Genomic DNA, 14,669 nt, shown 5'->3' on the forward strand with positions numbered 1-14,669 from the left:
CCGCGCAGCTTCTGGAGAACCTGACCCATGCCCCCTGTCCGCCGCCGGACCGCCGTCGCCCTGCTGCTCCTCCCGCTGCTCGCCGGCTGCTTCGCCTCCCCGGACGGCACGGCGTACGACGCGACGGGCGGCTCCGGAGTGGGAGGCGGCGACCGGCTGCGGGTCGCGATGGCCTTCCCGCCCGCCGAGAGCTTCTCCCCGTACGGCGCCGACGCCACGCTGCTCAGCAGGCTCGGTGTCACCGAAGGACTGACCCGCCTGGACGGCAACGGCTCCGCATCGCCCGCGCTCGCCGAGTCCTGGACCCGGGAGGGGAGCCGCGGCTGGCTGTTCACCCTGCGCGAGGCCCGGTTCCAGGACGGCACCGCGGTCACCCCGAAGGCCGTCGCGGGCGCCCTGAACCGCGCGGCGCACGCCGACCCGGTGCCCGCCGCGCTCTCCGGGGTCAAGCTCACCGCCGGGCCCGCGGGGAAGCGGCGGGTCCGCCTCACCACCGCGGCCGCCTACCCCGCGCTGCCGCTCACGCTCTCCAGCCCCAGCCTGGCCATCCTGTCCCCGAAGGCCTACGGATCCCCGAAGGCGCACGGCTCCTCGAAGGCGCACGGCTCCTCGGAGGCGCACACCGAGGCGGCCGCCCCCGACCCGGCCGGCACCGCCACCGGACCCTTCGCACTCGACCGGTCCGCCGGTGCCGCCCGGGCCACCCTGAACCGCTTCGACGACTACTGGGGCGGCCTCGCCCACGCCTCCGGGATCGACGCGCGCTTCATCGCCGACGGCACCGCCCGCACCAACGCCCTGCGCACCGGCGAGGCGGACATCGCCGAGGCCGTCCCGGTCTCCCAGGCGGCCACCCTCGACAAGCCCACCGTCCGCGAAGTGCCCACCGCCCGTACCACCGGCCTCTTCCTCAACAACCGGTCCGGTCCCTTCGCCGACCCGAAGGTCCGCGCCGCCGTCCGCGAGGCCGTCACGCCCGCTGTGTTCGCGCGGGGCGTGTACGAGGGCCACGCCGACCCCGGCCAGGGCGTGTTCGGCCCCGCCCTCTCCTGGGCCGCGGGCGCACATCCCGCGCCCGCGGGCCGCCCCGCCGCCGCGCGCGTCAAGAACACCTCCATCACCCTCGGCACCTACGACAACCGGCCCGAGCTGCCCGAGGCCGCCCAGGCGGCGCAACAGCAGCTGGAGAAGGCCGGATTCACGGTGAAGCTGGAGGTCCGGGAGTACTCCCGGCTCGAGAGCGACGCGCTCGCGGGCAAGTTCGACGCCGTCGTCGCCGCGCGCAACACCATGCTCGACACCGGCGACCCCGTGTCCTACCTCGCCAGCGACTTCACCTGCCACGGCAGCTACAACCTGGCCGGGGTGTGCGACAAGGCCGTGGACCGTGCCGTCGCCGAGGCCGACTCCCGCGCCGACAGCGACGAACGGCACAGCGCCTCGCTCGACGCCCAGACCGCCATCCTCCGCACCGACGCCGTCGTACCCCTGGTGCACCAGCGCATCATCCACGGCGTCGGCACCTCCGTACGGGGAGTGGAGCTGGATCCGTACGAGCGCACCCTCGTCGGCCCCGGTACGCACCGTTGACCGGCATACGCCGCACCGCGGCCACCGCCACCGACGGACGGTCCACCGCGCTGAGCGCGCTGTGGCGCGCAGCGCTCGCCCTCCTGCTGCTGTGCGGCATCGGCCTGCTTCCCTGGCTGTCCCGCACCGACCCTGCCCGCACCGTGCTCAAGGCGCGCGCGGCCGACCGCGATCCCACCCCCGAGGTGCTGGACGCCATCCGTCGCGATCTGAACCTGGACGCCGGGCCCTTGCACCTCCTCGGCCACTGGCTCGGCGGACTGGCCCACGGCGACGCGGGGACGTCCTGGCTCTCCGGTTCGGCCGTGGCCCCCCTGGTCGCCCAGGCCCTCGGCTGCTCACTGCTGCTGATGGCCGGGGCACTGGCGGTCGCGGTGGCCACCGCGGGCGCGGTGTGCGGGCGCACCCTGTGGCGCGGCGCGCTGCGCCGGCCGCTGCCGAGCGGCGCGGGCAGCGGCGGCGCGTTCCTCGCCGCGCTGCCGGAGTTCCTGATCGCCTCCGTCCTGGCCGCCGTCATCGGGGTGCGGCTCGGCTGGCTGCCCGCCCTCGGCTGGTACGGATGGCCCTGGTTGCCGCTGCCCGCGGTCGCGCTCGGCCTGCCCGTCGGCGCGGCGCTCGGCCGCATCCTGGACGACATCCTGCCCGGCGCCTTCGCCGAGCCCTGGGTGCGGGCCGCCGCCGCGCGCGGCATCCCCGCCCGGCGTATCGCCCGGCACGCGCTGCGCCGGGCCGTCCCCGGAAGTCTGCCCAACCTGGGCCTGTTCGTGGTCGGTTTCACCGGCGGCGCGGTCGCCGTCGAGCAGGTCTTCGACATCCCCGGGCTCGGCCGCCTCACCCTGCAAGCCGCCCTCGCCCAGGACCTGCCGGTCCTCCAGACCGGAACCCTCGTGCTCATCGTGTTCGCCACCGCCGCCGGTGGCCTCGCCCGGCTCGGGGCCCGGCTACTGCTCGGCCCGGCACTGCGCGACGGCGAACTGCCCACCCTCCACCGCCCGTCCGGGCCGCCCGCCCGCGCGCTCCCCCTGCTGTACGGGGCCGTCCTGCTCACCGTCGTCGCCCTCGGCGCGCTCCGGGACCCGCTGGCCCTGGACACCACCGCCCGCCTCGACGGCCCGTCCTGGCAGCACCCGTTCGGTACGGACGCGCTCGGCCGCGATCTGCTGGCCCGGGTGGGACACGGCGCGCTCACCACTCTCGCCCTCGCCCTCGCGGTGAGCGCCTGCGCCCTCGCGGTGGGGCTGCTGCTCGGCATGGTGCCCCGGCTGGCCGGTGGGCTCGTCGAGACCGCCAACGCCGTACCGCCCGTGCTCGCCGGGCTGCTCGTCGCGGGCACGGCCGGGGCCGGTCCGTACACGCCCGCGCTCGCCGTCGCCGCCGTCGCCTGGGCACCGCTGGCCGCGCACACCGCCGCCCTGCTGAACCAGGAGCGCGCCGCCACCCACCTCGCCGCGACGCGCGCCCTCGGCGCGGGCCGCCGCCACCTGTTCCGCCGCCATCTGCTGCCCGCCGTGCTGCCGCCCGTCACGCGCCACGCGCTGCTGCGGCTGCCCGCCGTGGCGCTGGCCCTGGCCTCCCTCGGCTTCCTGGGCCTCGGCGCCCAGCCGCCGTCCCCCGAGTGGGGCCGTCTCCTCGCCGAGAACCACCCCTACGCCGAACGCGCGCCCTGGGCCGTGCTCACCCCCGCCGCCGCGCTCGCCCTGCTGGGCGTGGTGGCGGTCACCTCGGCCGGGGGAGTGCGATGGCGGGGGTGGCGGGCGCGGCGGCCGGCCGCGGTCGATTGACCCGGTCTTGATTGACACATATCGGAACGTCGACGGAGACTGGCGCACACCCGTGATGAACTCAAGTTCACTACGCGCACAGGCTGTGCGGTATGCGACCGCGAAGGACACCGGAATGACCATCACCCGCGACCTGCTGATCGGCGGCAAGGACACTCCGGCCGCCTCGGGCCGCACCGCCGACGACCTCGACCCCTACACCGGCGAGGTGTACGCCACCGTGGCGGCAGGCGGTCCCGAGGACGTGGCGCGCGCGGTGGCCGCGGCCGACGCGGCCTTCCCGGACTGGGCCGCGATGGCCCCGTTCGACCGCCGGAAGATCTTCCTCACCGCGGCCGACCTGCTGGAGTCCCGCGCCGCGGAGGCCGCGGAGATCATGCGGCACGAGGCGGGCGGCACCGCGCCCTGGGCCCACTTCAACGTGGCCCTGGCCGCCAACATCCTGCGCGAGGCCGCCGCCGCCATCACCGCGCCGCGCGGCGATGTGCTGAGCGCCCAGGAGGCCGGGGCGCTGGGGCTCGCCGTGCGGGAACCCATGGGGGTCGTCGCCGCCTTCGCCCCGTGGAACGCGCCGGTCATCCTCGGTGTCCGCTCGGTCGCGGCCCCGCTCGCGGCGGGCAACACCGTGGTGATGAAGCCGAGCGAGGACGCGCCGCTCGCCTGCGGGCTCTTCGTCGCCGACGTCCTGCGCGACGCCGGGCTGCCCGACGGTGTGCTCAACGTGGTCACCAACGCCCCCGAGGACGCCGCCGAGGTGGCCGAGGCCCTGATCGCCGACGAGCGGGTACGGATGGTGAACTTCACCGGATCCACCGGCGTCGGCCGCGTCATCGGCACCCACGCCGCGCGGCAACTCAAGCCCGCCGTACTGGAGTTGGGAGGCAAGAACGCCATCATCGTGCTGGACGACGCCGATGTGGACTACGCGGTGGACGCCGCCGCCTTCGGCGTGTTCATGAACTCCGGCCAGATCTGCATGTCCGGCGACCGCATCCTCGTCCACGAAAGCCTCGCCGGGGAGTTCACCGCGAAGTTCGCCGCCAAGGTCGCCGCGCTGCCCTGTGGCGACCCCGCCGATCCGTCGACCGTGGTCGGCCCACTGGTCCGCCCCGAGGCGGCGCAGCGGGTGGCGGCGCTCGTGCGGGACGCGGTGGCCAAGGGCGCGACCGTACTCACGGGCGGCGGAGCCCCCGAGGGCTCGGTCCACTCGGCCACGGTGCTGAGCGGGGTCACCGAGGACATGGACCTCCACGACGCCGAGGCGTTCGGCCCGGTGTGCGTGGTCGCCACCTTCGCCGCCGACGACGAGGCCATCGCCCTGGCCAATGCCACCGATCACGGGCTGACCTGCGGCATCATCACCGAGAACGGTACGCACGGGCTGCGGGTCGCGCGCCGTATCCGCACCGGCATCGTGCACATCAACGACCAGTCGGTGGCGGATGAACCGCAGGCCCCGTTCGGCGGCATCAAGCAGTCGGGATACGGGCGCTTCGGCGGCCGCTGGGGCATCGAGGCGTTCTCCGACACCCGCTGGATCACCCTCGCCACCCAGCAGGCCCACTACCCGTTCTGATCGCCCATCAGCATGCCCGGGAGGTGGCCGACGGCGTCCGGGCGGCGGGCGGCCGGCTGCAGGACGCGGAGGGTCGAGCGCACCACCTGTTCCTTGACGCGGGCGGCGGTGGCACCCCGCAGGACCAGATCGCGCGGGGTGTCGTCCGCGCGCACGAACTGGACCAGCCCGTCCCGGCGGCCCAGGCTGACGCACTGGAGCACATAGCGGAAGGCCAGTGGCTTCGGTTCCCCTCCCCGCGCCTCGGCGATGATCGCGGAGGCGGCGTGCGAGGCGGTCGGCAGGGCAGTGGCGCAGGCCATCCGCAGCGGTCCGGCGAGCGGTGAGGTGATCGCGGCGGCATCCCCGACGGCGTAGACCCCGGGGCGGGACACGGAGCGCAGGGCGGCGTCCCACCAGGATGCGCCCGGCGGGGTCGAGGGCGAGCCCCACGTCCTCGGCGAGCTCGGTGTTCGCCGTGATCGAGGCGGCCCATACGACCGTGTCGGCGTCGACATCCGCGGGGCCCGCCACTTGGTGGCCCTCCTCGATCCGTACCCCCAGCCCGGTGAGGACCGTACGGACATGGGCGCGGCCCCGAGGGGAGAGCCCACCGCCGACGACGGCGAGTTCACCGGGCCCGCGCGCGGGTCGGCCACCTCGTCCTCGGGTAGCGCCTGCCGGCGCAGCCAGGTCTCCTGCACGGCGTCATCGGCGTCGGCGACCGACCCGGTGATGCGCTACGCGACGGCCCATAGCCGATCGCGCTGCTGCTCGAACTCCGCCGGCTCTGCCATGGCCCGAGGTCCGCGAGAGGAGACGCCGCGGCGGCCCGGAGTGTGACATCACGCCGTTTCCAGGCGCCGGCGGGCCATGGCCCTGACCACTTGGGTGGCCCCCGCCTCCGGCAGGACGTCCCGGCCGAAGCCCTCCGAACCGGCCGGCCGGATGGTGCTGCGGTACGGGCCGCCGAGACCGCACAGCTCGGGGACGATCTGCGGACTCCAGCCGACTCCGCCGGGCGTACGCGGCGAGCAGATCACCGGCCTCGCTGAGTACCACATGGCCACCTCCGCCGTCGCTGGTCACCTGGTATTCGGCCACTCTCGCCGCCCTCAGCCCGGCCGCCGTGGCCATCGGGCGCCGCCGGTACGGCATCCGCTGACCCGGGGCCCTGTGACGAAACGGGGGTGGCGCGGGGGGCCGGGGGAGGCGTAAGTAGTAGATGTGGATATTCGGCAGGGTCCCCCGGAGCGCCTGCCAGGGCAGCAGGGGAGACGGGCCCTGGTCGCGATCCCCCTGGCACTCATCGTCCTGATCGTGCTCGGCGATGTGTTCGGCCCTGCGGGCGTCCGCCTCAGCCCCCTGCTGATCGCCGCCCCCGCCATGACCGCGTCCTTCGCCGGGCCACTGCTCACCGGCAGTATCGGGCTCGTGGCGGTGGGTGCCCAGCTCGGGATCAACGCCGGGCAGGACCAGCTGACCGCGCCCAACCGGGTGGCCGAACTGTTCACCCTGATCATCGTCTCCGCCCTCATCGTGCTGTTCCGCACCGTGCTCGACCGGCACGCCCTCGAGCTGAGCCGGGTCCGGGCGGTGGCCGACGTGGCGCAGAAGGTCCTGCTGCGCCCGCTGCCCGACCGCGTCGGCCCCCTGCGGATCGCCTCCGTCTACCTCGCCGCCGAGCCGGGTGCGGAGATAGGCGGCGACCTGTACGCGGCGGCGCGCACCTCGTACGGCACCCGCCTGATCATCGGCGATGTGCGCGGCAGCGGCCTCACCGCCGTCGCGGACGCCTCACTGGTGCTCGGCGCCTTCCGCGCGATCGCCCACTGGCCCGTACCGCTGCCCGAACTCGTCTCGCACCTGGACGCCGCCCTGTCCGCGGAGCGCACCGAGCCCGCCGACCGGGCGCCCGGAGCGGGGGAGTCGTTCGTCACCGCCGCCGTGCTGGAGATCCCCGACGACCAGCCGGTGGTACGGATGGTCAACTGCGGGCACCCGCCGCCGTTCCTGCTGCGCGACGCCACCATCAAGGCCCTCGAAGGGCGCGACCCCGCACTGCCGCTGGGCCTCGGCGACCTGGCGGCCGGCCGCTACCGGGTCGAGGACTACCCGTTCGAACCGGGCGATCTGCTGCTGCTCTACACCGACGGTGTGATCGAGGCGCGCGATGCCGACGGCACCTTCTACCCGCTCACCGAACGGCTCCACACCTGGGACGGCGCGGGGCCCCGGGGGTTCGTGGACCATCTGCGCCGCGACCTGCTCGACCACATCGGCGGCCACCAGGGCGACGACGCCGCCCTGGTCGTCCTCGAACGCCGTCACCCGGAAAGCTGACCGCCGCGCGAACCACCGCTAAAGTGGTGATATGGGCAGCGGGAACGACGGCCCTGACGACTTCGGGCCAGACCCACTCGGCGACTTCCTCGCACGCTTCCTCGGAACCGGGCCCGGTGGACAGCGGTCCGACCGCCATGTCGACTTCGGCCGGCTCATGAGCGAGACCGCGCGCCACCTCGTCTCCTCCGCTGCGTCGTACGCGGCCGAACACGGCAGCACCGACCTCGACACCGAACATCTGCTGCGGGCCGCGCTCACCGCCGAACCAACGCGCACCATGGTCTCCCGCGCCGGGGCGGACCCCGACCGGCTCGCCGCCGAAATCGACCGGCAGGCCGGGGACGGCCCGCCACGCGGCTCGGTCGCCGTCACGCCCGCCGTCAAGCGGGCGCTGCTCGACGCCCACGAGATCGCCCGGGCCCGTGGCTCCTCGTACATCGGCCCCGAACACGTACTGATCGCCCTCGCCGCCAACCGGGACTCCACCGCCGGGCAGATGCTCCACGCCGCCCACTTCGAACCCCGCAGCGCACCCCCGGCCGGCCGCGCGGCCCCGGCCCCCGGCACCGACCAGCGGCCCGTGGCGGACCGCCGCGGCACCCCGACCCTCGACCGGTACGGCCGTGATCTGACCGACCTGGCCCGGGAGGGCCGCATCGACCCGGTGATCGGCCGCGACGAGGAGATCGAGCAGAGCATCGAGGTGCTGGCCCGGCGCGGCAAGAACAACCCCGTCCTGATCGGCGAGGCGGGCGTCGGCAAGACCGCCGTCGTCGAGGGGCTGGCCCAGCGCATCGCCGACGCCGACGTGCCGGACATCCTGCTCGGCCGCCGCGTCATCCAGCTCGACTTCGCGGGCATCGTGGCCGGGACCCGCTACCGCGGCGACTTCGAGCAGCGCCTCACCGCCATCATCGACGAGATCCGCGCCCACTCCGACGAACTCATCGTCTTCATCGACGAACTGCACACCGTCGTCGGCGCGGGCGGCGGCTCCGAGGGCGGCACCATGGACGCCAGCAACCTGCTCAAGCCCGCGCTCGCCCGCGGCGAGCTGCACGTCATGGGCGCCAGCACACTCCAGGAGTACCGCCAGTACATCGAGAAGGACGCCGCGCTCGCCCGCCGCTTCCAGCCCATCATGGTCCCCGAGCCCACCCCCGCGGCCGCCGTCTCCATCCTGCACGGGCTCCGCGACCGCCACGAGGCACACCACCAGGTCCGCTACACCGACGAGGCGCTGCTCGCGGCCGTCGAACTCGCCGACCGCTACCTCGCCGACCGCTACCTCCCGGACAAGGCCATCGACCTGATGGACCAGGCCGGCGCCCGGGTACGGCTGCGCTCCAGCGTCCGCGGCACCGATCTGCGCGCCCTGGAGCGCGAGGTCGAGCAGCTGACCCGCGACAAGGACCAGGCCGTCGCCTCCGAGAGTTACGAGCGCGCCACCGCGCTGCGCGACCGCATCGCCGAACTCGGCGCCCGCATCACCGAGGGATCCGGCACCCAGTTCCAAGGCTCCCGGGTCTCCGAGGTCACCGTGGAGGACATCGCCGACATCGTCTCCCGGCAGACCGGCATCCCCGTCAGCAGCCTCACCCAGGAGGAGCGCGAGCGGCTGCTCGGCCTGGAAGAACACCTCCACAAGCGGGTCATCGGCCAGGAGGAGGCCGTCGCCGCCGTGGCCGACGCCGTGCTGCGCTCCCGGGCCGGGCTCGCCGACCCCCACCGCCCCAGCGGCAGCTTCTTCTTCCTCGGCCCCACCGGCGTCGGCAAGACCGAACTCGCCCGCGCCCTGGCCGAGGCGCTCTTCGGCAGCGAGGACCGGATGGTCCGCCTCGACATGAGCGAATACCAGGAGAAGCACACCGTCAGTCGGCTCGTCGGCGCGCCACCCGGATACGTCGGCCACGAGGAGGCCGGGCAGCTGACCGAGGCGGTGCGCAGGCAGCCGTACGCGCTGCTGCTCATGGACGAGGTGGAGAAGGCCCACGCGGACGTGTTCAACATCCTGCTCCAGGTGCTCGACGACGGCAGACTGACCGACGCCCAGGGCCGCACCATCGACTTCAAGAACACCGTCATCGTCATGACCAGCAACCTCGGCTCCGAGGCCATAGCCGGGCGCGGCGCCGTCCTCGGCTTCGGCGGCGACGCCGAGGCCGACGAGGCGTCCCGACGCGAGCGGGTGCTGCGCCCGCTGCGCGAACACTTCCGGCCCGAGTTCCTGAACCGCATCGACGAGATCGTCATCTTCCGCAGGCTCGCCGACGAACAGCTGCGCCAGATCACCGATGTGCTGCTGGAGGAGACTCGCCGCCGTATGCGCGCCCAGGACATCCTCATCGACTTCACCCCCGCCGCGGTCGACTGGCTGGCCCGCCACGGCCATCAGCCGGAGTACGGCGCCCGCCCGCTGCGCCGTACGATCCAGCGTGAGGTCGACAACCCGCTCTCCCGGATGCTGCTGGGCGGTGAGCTGCGGCCGCACAGCCCGGTCGAAGTCGACGTGGAGGACGACACGTTGGCGTTCCATATCGAGCAGGAGCCCGCGGCCACCTGACCGTCAGCGCCCCATGGTCAGGCCGTCCTTCTGCGCGCCCCGGCTGAGGACCGCTTCCCGGATGGTGGACAGGGCGTGGGTGTAGCGGCTGTTGCCGGGGCTCTTCTCCAGCGCCCGGGGGAGGTTGACCACGGTGATCGGGTCGTTGTCCACGGCGTGCGGGATGAACTCCGCCTTCTCCACCTCCCACGGCTTGCCCTGGGCGGTGGGCGGGGTGAACGTGAAGCGGGCCGCCGAGCCCATCTGCCCGCGCTCGTCCGGCATCACGCCCGCGACCTGGTCACCCATGCCGTAGACCACCCAGGTGCCGTTGACCTTCTCGTACGCCTGGGGGATATGGGCGTGGGTGCCGATGATGAGGTCGATGTCGCGGCGGCCGTGGCTCCGGGACGCCGTGAGCTTCTTGGCGAGGGACAGCTGCATCTTGTCCGGCGCCTCCTGCCACTCCGTGCCCCAGTGCGTGGACACCACGACCACATCGGCCCCGGCACGTCGGGCGGCACGGGCGTCCTTGATGATGCGGTCGGCGTCGATGAGGTTGACGATCCAGGGCTTCCCCTCGGGCACCGGGATGCCGTTGGTGCCGTACGCATAGGCGAGCTGGGCCACCTTGGCGCCACCGGCCTCCATGAGGGCCGGGGTGGTGCTCTCCCGGCCGGAGCGGGCCGATCCGGTGTGCCGGACACCGGCCTTGTCCAGGGCGTCGAGGGTGCGCGTCACGCCCTCCGTCCCGGCGTCCAGCGTGTGGTTGGAGGCCGTGGAACAGGAGTCGTAGCCGAGCTTCTTGATCGAGTCGGCGATCTGGGGCGGGGTCTTGAAGGTGGGGTATCCGGTGAACGGCCCGCCGGCCGCGCCGTACACCGTCTCCATGTGGCAGATCGCCAGATCGGCCTTGGCCACCACGGGCGCGGCGCCTACCAGCATGCGATGGAAGTCGTAGCTCTCACCGCCCGAGTCCGCGCGTGCCTGGCGGATGACGGAGGCGTGGGCGAGGAGGTCGCCGGTGGCCACCAGGGTGAACTTCTTCTGGGGCTCGGCACGTGCCACGCCCGCTGTCTCGGAGGGCTTCTGCTCGGCGTGGCCGGTGGTGGCGGGGCCGCCGCCACTGCCGCACGCGGTGGCGGTGGCGAGCAGAGCGGCCGCGAATATCGCCGTTCGGTGGCGTCGGTGAGAGAACACGATTCACTCCGCACTCACGAGGGGCAAATGGGTGGATTGTCGTATTTATACGTACGACGCAAGATCACCCAGCGGAGCGGTGTCGAACTTCACCGGAACGGCAGACCGGAAACACCCGAAGAGCCCTCTCGACCCCCTGTTCACATCGCGACGAGTGGACCGGTACCGTCATTGACCTGCGGAAGAGCCGGCGCGGAACGGAGCGGAAGGCCGAGCGTGAAGATCGATTGGAACAGGCGCACGTGCGCCCGGCGCGGCCATGTCACCTATGCGCCGACGGAGGACACCCTGCGCGAACGGCTGCACGCGGCCACCGCGCTCGGCGACGCCTGGCGCTGCCTGCGCTGCGGCGACTTCGCCCTCGGAGAGCCGTACGGCACAGGACCGGCGGCCGACGCCCCATTGGTGCCGCGCGGCAAGGCGCTGCGCGATGTGATCATCATGCGCTTCCTCGCGGTCGAGCGGATTCTCCGGGGTCTGTTCGTGCTGATGGCCGCAGTCGCGGTGTGGAAGTTCAGCAACAGCCGGAACTCGGTGCACGATCTCTTCGACGAGTACCTGACCGTCTTCCGCCCGGTGGCCCGGCACTTCCACTACGACCTCGACCACTCGCCGGTGGTCGACACGATCCGCAAGACCTTCGAGTACCGGCACTCCACGCTGGTGGTCGCCGCCGCGGCGCTGTGCGTGTACGCGCTCATCGAGATCGTCGAGGGTGTGGCGCTGTGGATGCTGAAGCGCTGGGGCGAATACCTGGCGGTGGTGGCCACGGCCGCGTTCCTGCCCCTGGAGATCTACGAACTGACCGAGAAGATCAGTTGGCTCAAGATCGGGACCCTGGTGCTCAACGTCCTCGCGGTGCTGTACATCCTGCTGTCCAAGCGGCTGTTCGGACTGCGCGGCGGCCATGCGGCGTTCGAGGCCGAGCGGCACAGCGCCTCTCTGATGGAGGTCCAGACCGCGGCGGGCGCGGTCGCCTAGCTTCGACCAGCGCCGCCGGGCCGCCAGGGATCAGGATGTGGTGATCAGTGCGTGCTGGTGAGGATGTTCAGGACGTGGGTGTGATCAGGCGGCAGCGGATTGTTCTTCGTCACCGGGTCCTCCACCGCCCCGGCGGCGATGGAGGGCAGCACGCCGCGGTCGGCGCCGAGCGTCCGCAGGGAATGCTTCACGTCGACGGTGCCCACGAGCTCGCGTACCCCGTCGATGGCCGCCCGCGCCCAGTCGCCATCGGCGGGTGGTGCGAGGCGCATGGCGCGTGCCACTTGCTCGTAGGCGCCCTGCGCGGCGGGAGCGTTGAACTCCATCACCTCTTCGAGGACGGCGGCGAGGGCCACGCCGTGCGGGGTGCCGGTGTGTGCGGTCAGCGCGTGGCCGATGCCATGGACCAGCCCGAGCCCGGAGAGGGTGAGTGCCTGGCCCGCGAGGTGGGCTCCCAGCATCAGCTCGGCGCGGGCGTCGAGGTCCGAGCCGTTCCGATGGGCAGCGGGCAGGGCGTGGCTGACCATGGCCACGGCCTGTGTGGCGTAGGCGGTGGAGACCGGGTTCGCGCCGCGCGAGGCGAGGGATTCGATGCCGTGCACGAGGGCGTCGATGCCGGTGGCGGCGGTGGCGGCTGCGGGCAGACCCAGGGTGATCTCCGGGTCGAGCAGCGCGATGCGTGGCTTCACGGACGGGTGGCCGATGTACACCTTGCGGCAGGCGACGGTGTCCTCGATGACCCCGAAGCCGTTGGTTTCGGCGCCGGTGCCGGAGGTGGTGGGGATCGCGACGAGCGGCAGTCCGTCGGCCGCCTCCCAGAGGTCGTCCGCGTCGGCGGCCGTGGCGTTCGGGTTCCCGACCAGCAGGGCGATGCCCTTCGCCGCGTCGAGTACCGAGCCGCCGCCGAGGGCGACGACCGCGGCGGCGCCGAACCCGCGCGCTCGTGCGGCACCCGCGTCGACGTTGGCCGTGGAAGGATTGGGGGCCACTTCGTCGTAGACGGCGTACTCCAGCCCGGCGGCCTCGAGGGCCTCGAGGGCCTTGAGGACCGGCTCGAGGACCCCCGCGGCGCGCAAGCCGTGGTCGGTGATGACGAAGGCGCGATCGTGGCCGGCTGCCGCGATCAGGGCAGGGAGCCGGCCGATGCGGCCGGGGCCCAATTCGATGCGGCAGGTGGGATCAATGCTCAGCGGCGTGGGACCGACGGGCCCGGAAGAGGTCATGGGTGCGGCTCCTGGCGTCGGGGGGTGGCGTTCACTCGTTCTCAGACCGGGAGTGGCGCCCGGGCCGGCGCGGTAGCCGGGCCGGACAGCCGGAACTCCTGCCCGGCAAGGGCCTCGTAGAGGCGGACGGGGCTCATCTCGCCCGCGAGGTCACCGTGCTCGGTCCTGGAGCGGCGGAAGATCTGCTCGACCACTGCCGACAGTTCGGTGGGCACGCCCAGGTCGCGGCCGAGGTCGACGGCGAGGCCGAGGTCCTTGCAGGCGAGCACCATGGCGAAGCTGATCCGCGAGGTGTCCGCAGCAGGTCCGGGCGATGCCGTGACGGCGGTCCGGTTCGGACGCCGACCGGTGTTCCTCATAGACATGGTGATCTTCCTGGTCGGCTGGGTGCTCCAGTTCTTCGTCGCGGACGGCCCGCAGCTCGTCCTCATCCGACTGGTGATGGGTTTGGCGATCGGCGGCGAGTACGCGATCGGCGCTCCGCTGCTGTCGGAGTACGCGCGCCGACGTGGCCGCGGAAGGCTGCTGGCGAGCCTGGAGATCAGCTGGTACCTGGGATACGCGCTGGCCACGGTCGTGGGGGCACTGTTCACGTCCGTCGACGGCGGTTGGCGCTGGTCGCTGGCGAGCAGTGCGGTGATCGCGGTGGTGTGTGTGGCGTTGCGCGGTGGCATCCCGGAGTCCGCGCGTTGGCTGCTGAGCAAGGGACGCCGGGTCGAGGCGGAGGCGCTGATCGAGAAGTACGGCATCGAAGTCGATGTCGACGCGGAACTCGACGACCGCGACGAAGTGCGGCAGGACGGGTTCCGTGCGCTCTTCAGCCGACAGCACCTGCTCCACGGCGTTCGCCGGCGTCTTCTGGGCCGCGCTTGTGCTGCCGTACTTCGCCATCGGCACCTTCTGGACCGATGTCTTCGAAGCACTGCACATGGGAGACAACGCCGTCGCGGCGCTCCTCGTCTACTCCTTCACCGCCGTGGCCGGTGTCGCCGCGGGGTGCCTCGTCGTGGAACGGATCGGCCGCCGCAAGCTGCTGATCCCGCCGTTCTGGATCACGGCAGGATGTCTGGCCCTGGTGGCGGTGTGGCCGTCCTCGACCCCCGTCATCATCATCGGCTTCCTGCTCTTCATCTTCCTCAACGCCGCCTCCAGCGCACTGACCGCGGTATATCCGCTGGAGGTGTTCCCCACGTCGCTGCGCACCACGGGCGTCGGCTTCGCGACGGCCGTGAGCCGGGTCGGCGCCGCGATCGGCACGTTCCTGCTGCCGATGGGACTCGACCACTTCGGAGCGGAGTTCGTCCTCCTGGTGGGCGCCGCGGTGCTGGTGGTCGGCGGCATCGTGTCACAGTTCCTGGCGCCGGAAACCACCGGCCTGGACCTGGCCCGGGCGGCGCGAACGGCCCGCGAGGGAGCCTAACCCGGCCGATGGCACTCCCGCCAACAACGTT

12 protein-coding genes and 1 pseudogene are annotated in these 14,669 nt (G+C 72.8%); 8 read left to right on the plus strand and 5 right to left on the minus strand.

The genetic code is table 11. The features are described 5' to 3' along the window. Positions 1–27: 27 nt before the first annotated feature. The 3 genes from ACH4SI_RS04050 (at position 28) to ACH4SI_RS04060 (ending at position 4,947) form a co-directional block, all read left to right on the plus strand. Positions 28–1,590 carry an ABC transporter substrate-binding protein gene (locus ACH4SI_RS04050; RefSeq protein WP_398292243.1) on the plus strand — a complete coding sequence of 521 codons (1,563 nt, stop codon included), beginning with the start codon at positions 28–30 and terminating at the stop codon, positions 1,588–1,590. Continuing rightward, positions 1,587–3,371 (plus strand): ABC transporter permease subunit, encoded by a 1,785-nt coding sequence (locus ACH4SI_RS04055; RefSeq protein ID WP_398292245.1) that lies wholly within the window; start codon positions 1,587–1,589, stop codon positions 3,369–3,371. The genes ACH4SI_RS04050 and ACH4SI_RS04055 overlap by 4 nt, the downstream gene beginning before the upstream one ends. Before the next feature lie 115 nt (positions 3,372–3,486). Beyond that, entirely contained in the window at positions 3,487–4,947 is a 1,461-nt protein-coding gene (locus ACH4SI_RS04060; protein WP_398292247.1) for an aldehyde dehydrogenase family protein, read from the plus strand. On the opposite strand, the gene ACH4SI_RS04065 is transcribed toward ACH4SI_RS04060, so the two are convergent. Continuing rightward, entirely contained in the window at positions 4,935–5,321 is a 387-nt protein-coding gene (locus tag ACH4SI_RS04065; RefSeq protein WP_398292249.1) for a hypothetical protein, read from the minus strand. The genes ACH4SI_RS04060 and ACH4SI_RS04065 overlap by 13 nt on opposite strands. 450 nt (positions 5,322–5,771) lie before the next feature. Beyond that, entirely contained in the window at positions 5,772–5,990 is a 219-nt protein-coding gene (locus tag ACH4SI_RS04070) for a hypothetical protein (protein WP_398292251.1), read from the minus strand. A gap of 163 nt (positions 5,991–6,153) precedes the next feature. On the opposite strand from ACH4SI_RS04070, the gene ACH4SI_RS04075 reads away from it, so the two are divergent. Together ACH4SI_RS04075 and ACH4SI_RS04080 are read left to right on the plus strand one after the other, a co-directional pair. Then, on the plus strand, positions 6,154–7,269 hold the full coding sequence (locus ACH4SI_RS04075; RefSeq protein WP_398292253.1) for a PP2C family protein-serine/threonine phosphatase: 1,116 nt from the start codon (positions 6,154–6,156) through the stop codon (positions 7,267–7,269). A gap of 31 nt (positions 7,270–7,300) precedes the next feature. Beyond that, the gene (locus ACH4SI_RS04080; protein WP_398292255.1) at positions 7,301–9,835 is read left to right on the plus strand and encodes an ATP-dependent Clp protease ATP-binding subunit; all 2,535 of its coding nucleotides are present in this window, start codon (positions 7,301–7,303) and stop codon (positions 9,833–9,835) included. 3 nt (positions 9,836–9,838) lie between these two features. Here the strand turns inward: ACH4SI_RS04080 and ACH4SI_RS04085 are convergent, their stop codons facing one another. Next, on the minus strand, positions 9,839–11,014 hold the full coding sequence (locus ACH4SI_RS04085; protein WP_398292257.1) for a CapA family protein: 1,176 nt from the start codon (positions 11,012–11,014) through the stop codon (positions 9,839–9,841). A gap of 216 nt (positions 11,015–11,230) precedes the next feature. On the opposite strand from ACH4SI_RS04085, the gene ACH4SI_RS04090 reads away from it, so the two are divergent. Continuing rightward, positions 11,231–11,995 (plus strand): DUF2127 domain-containing protein, encoded by a 765-nt coding sequence (locus ACH4SI_RS04090; protein ID WP_398292259.1) that lies wholly within the window; start codon positions 11,231–11,233, stop codon positions 11,993–11,995. Between the two features lie 44 nt (positions 11,996–12,039). On the opposite strand, the gene ACH4SI_RS04095 is transcribed toward ACH4SI_RS04090, so the two are convergent. Both ACH4SI_RS04095 and ACH4SI_RS04100 read right to left on the minus strand, forming a co-directional pair. Continuing rightward, entirely contained in the window at positions 12,040–13,218 is a 1,179-nt protein-coding gene (locus tag ACH4SI_RS04095; RefSeq protein ID WP_398292261.1) for an iron-containing alcohol dehydrogenase family protein, read from the minus strand. Positions 13,219–13,259: 41 nt separating this feature from the next. Then, positions 13,260–13,649 (minus strand): NAD-binding protein, encoded by a 390-nt coding sequence (locus tag ACH4SI_RS04100; RefSeq protein WP_398292369.1) that lies wholly within the window; start codon positions 13,647–13,649, stop codon positions 13,260–13,262. On the opposite strand from ACH4SI_RS04100, the pseudogene ACH4SI_RS04105 reads away from it, so the two are divergent. Further along, positions 13,582–13,956, plus strand: a pseudogene (locus tag ACH4SI_RS04105) (MFS transporter); the annotation flags it as partial. The gene ACH4SI_RS04100 and the pseudogene ACH4SI_RS04105 sit on opposite strands and share 68 nt — an antisense overlap. A 70-nt stretch (positions 13,957–14,026) precedes the next feature. Continuing rightward, a complete protein-coding gene (locus tag ACH4SI_RS04110; RefSeq protein ID WP_398292263.1) occupies positions 14,027–14,638 on the plus strand; it encodes an MFS transporter in 612 nt (203 codons plus the stop codon). The last annotated feature ends 31 nt before the right edge of the window (positions 14,639–14,669 follow it).

The sequence above is a fragment of the Streptomyces sp. NPDC021212 genome, assembly GCF_044332925.1.
Classification (GTDB): Bacteria; Actinomycetota; Actinomycetes; order Streptomycetales; family Streptomycetaceae; genus Streptomyces.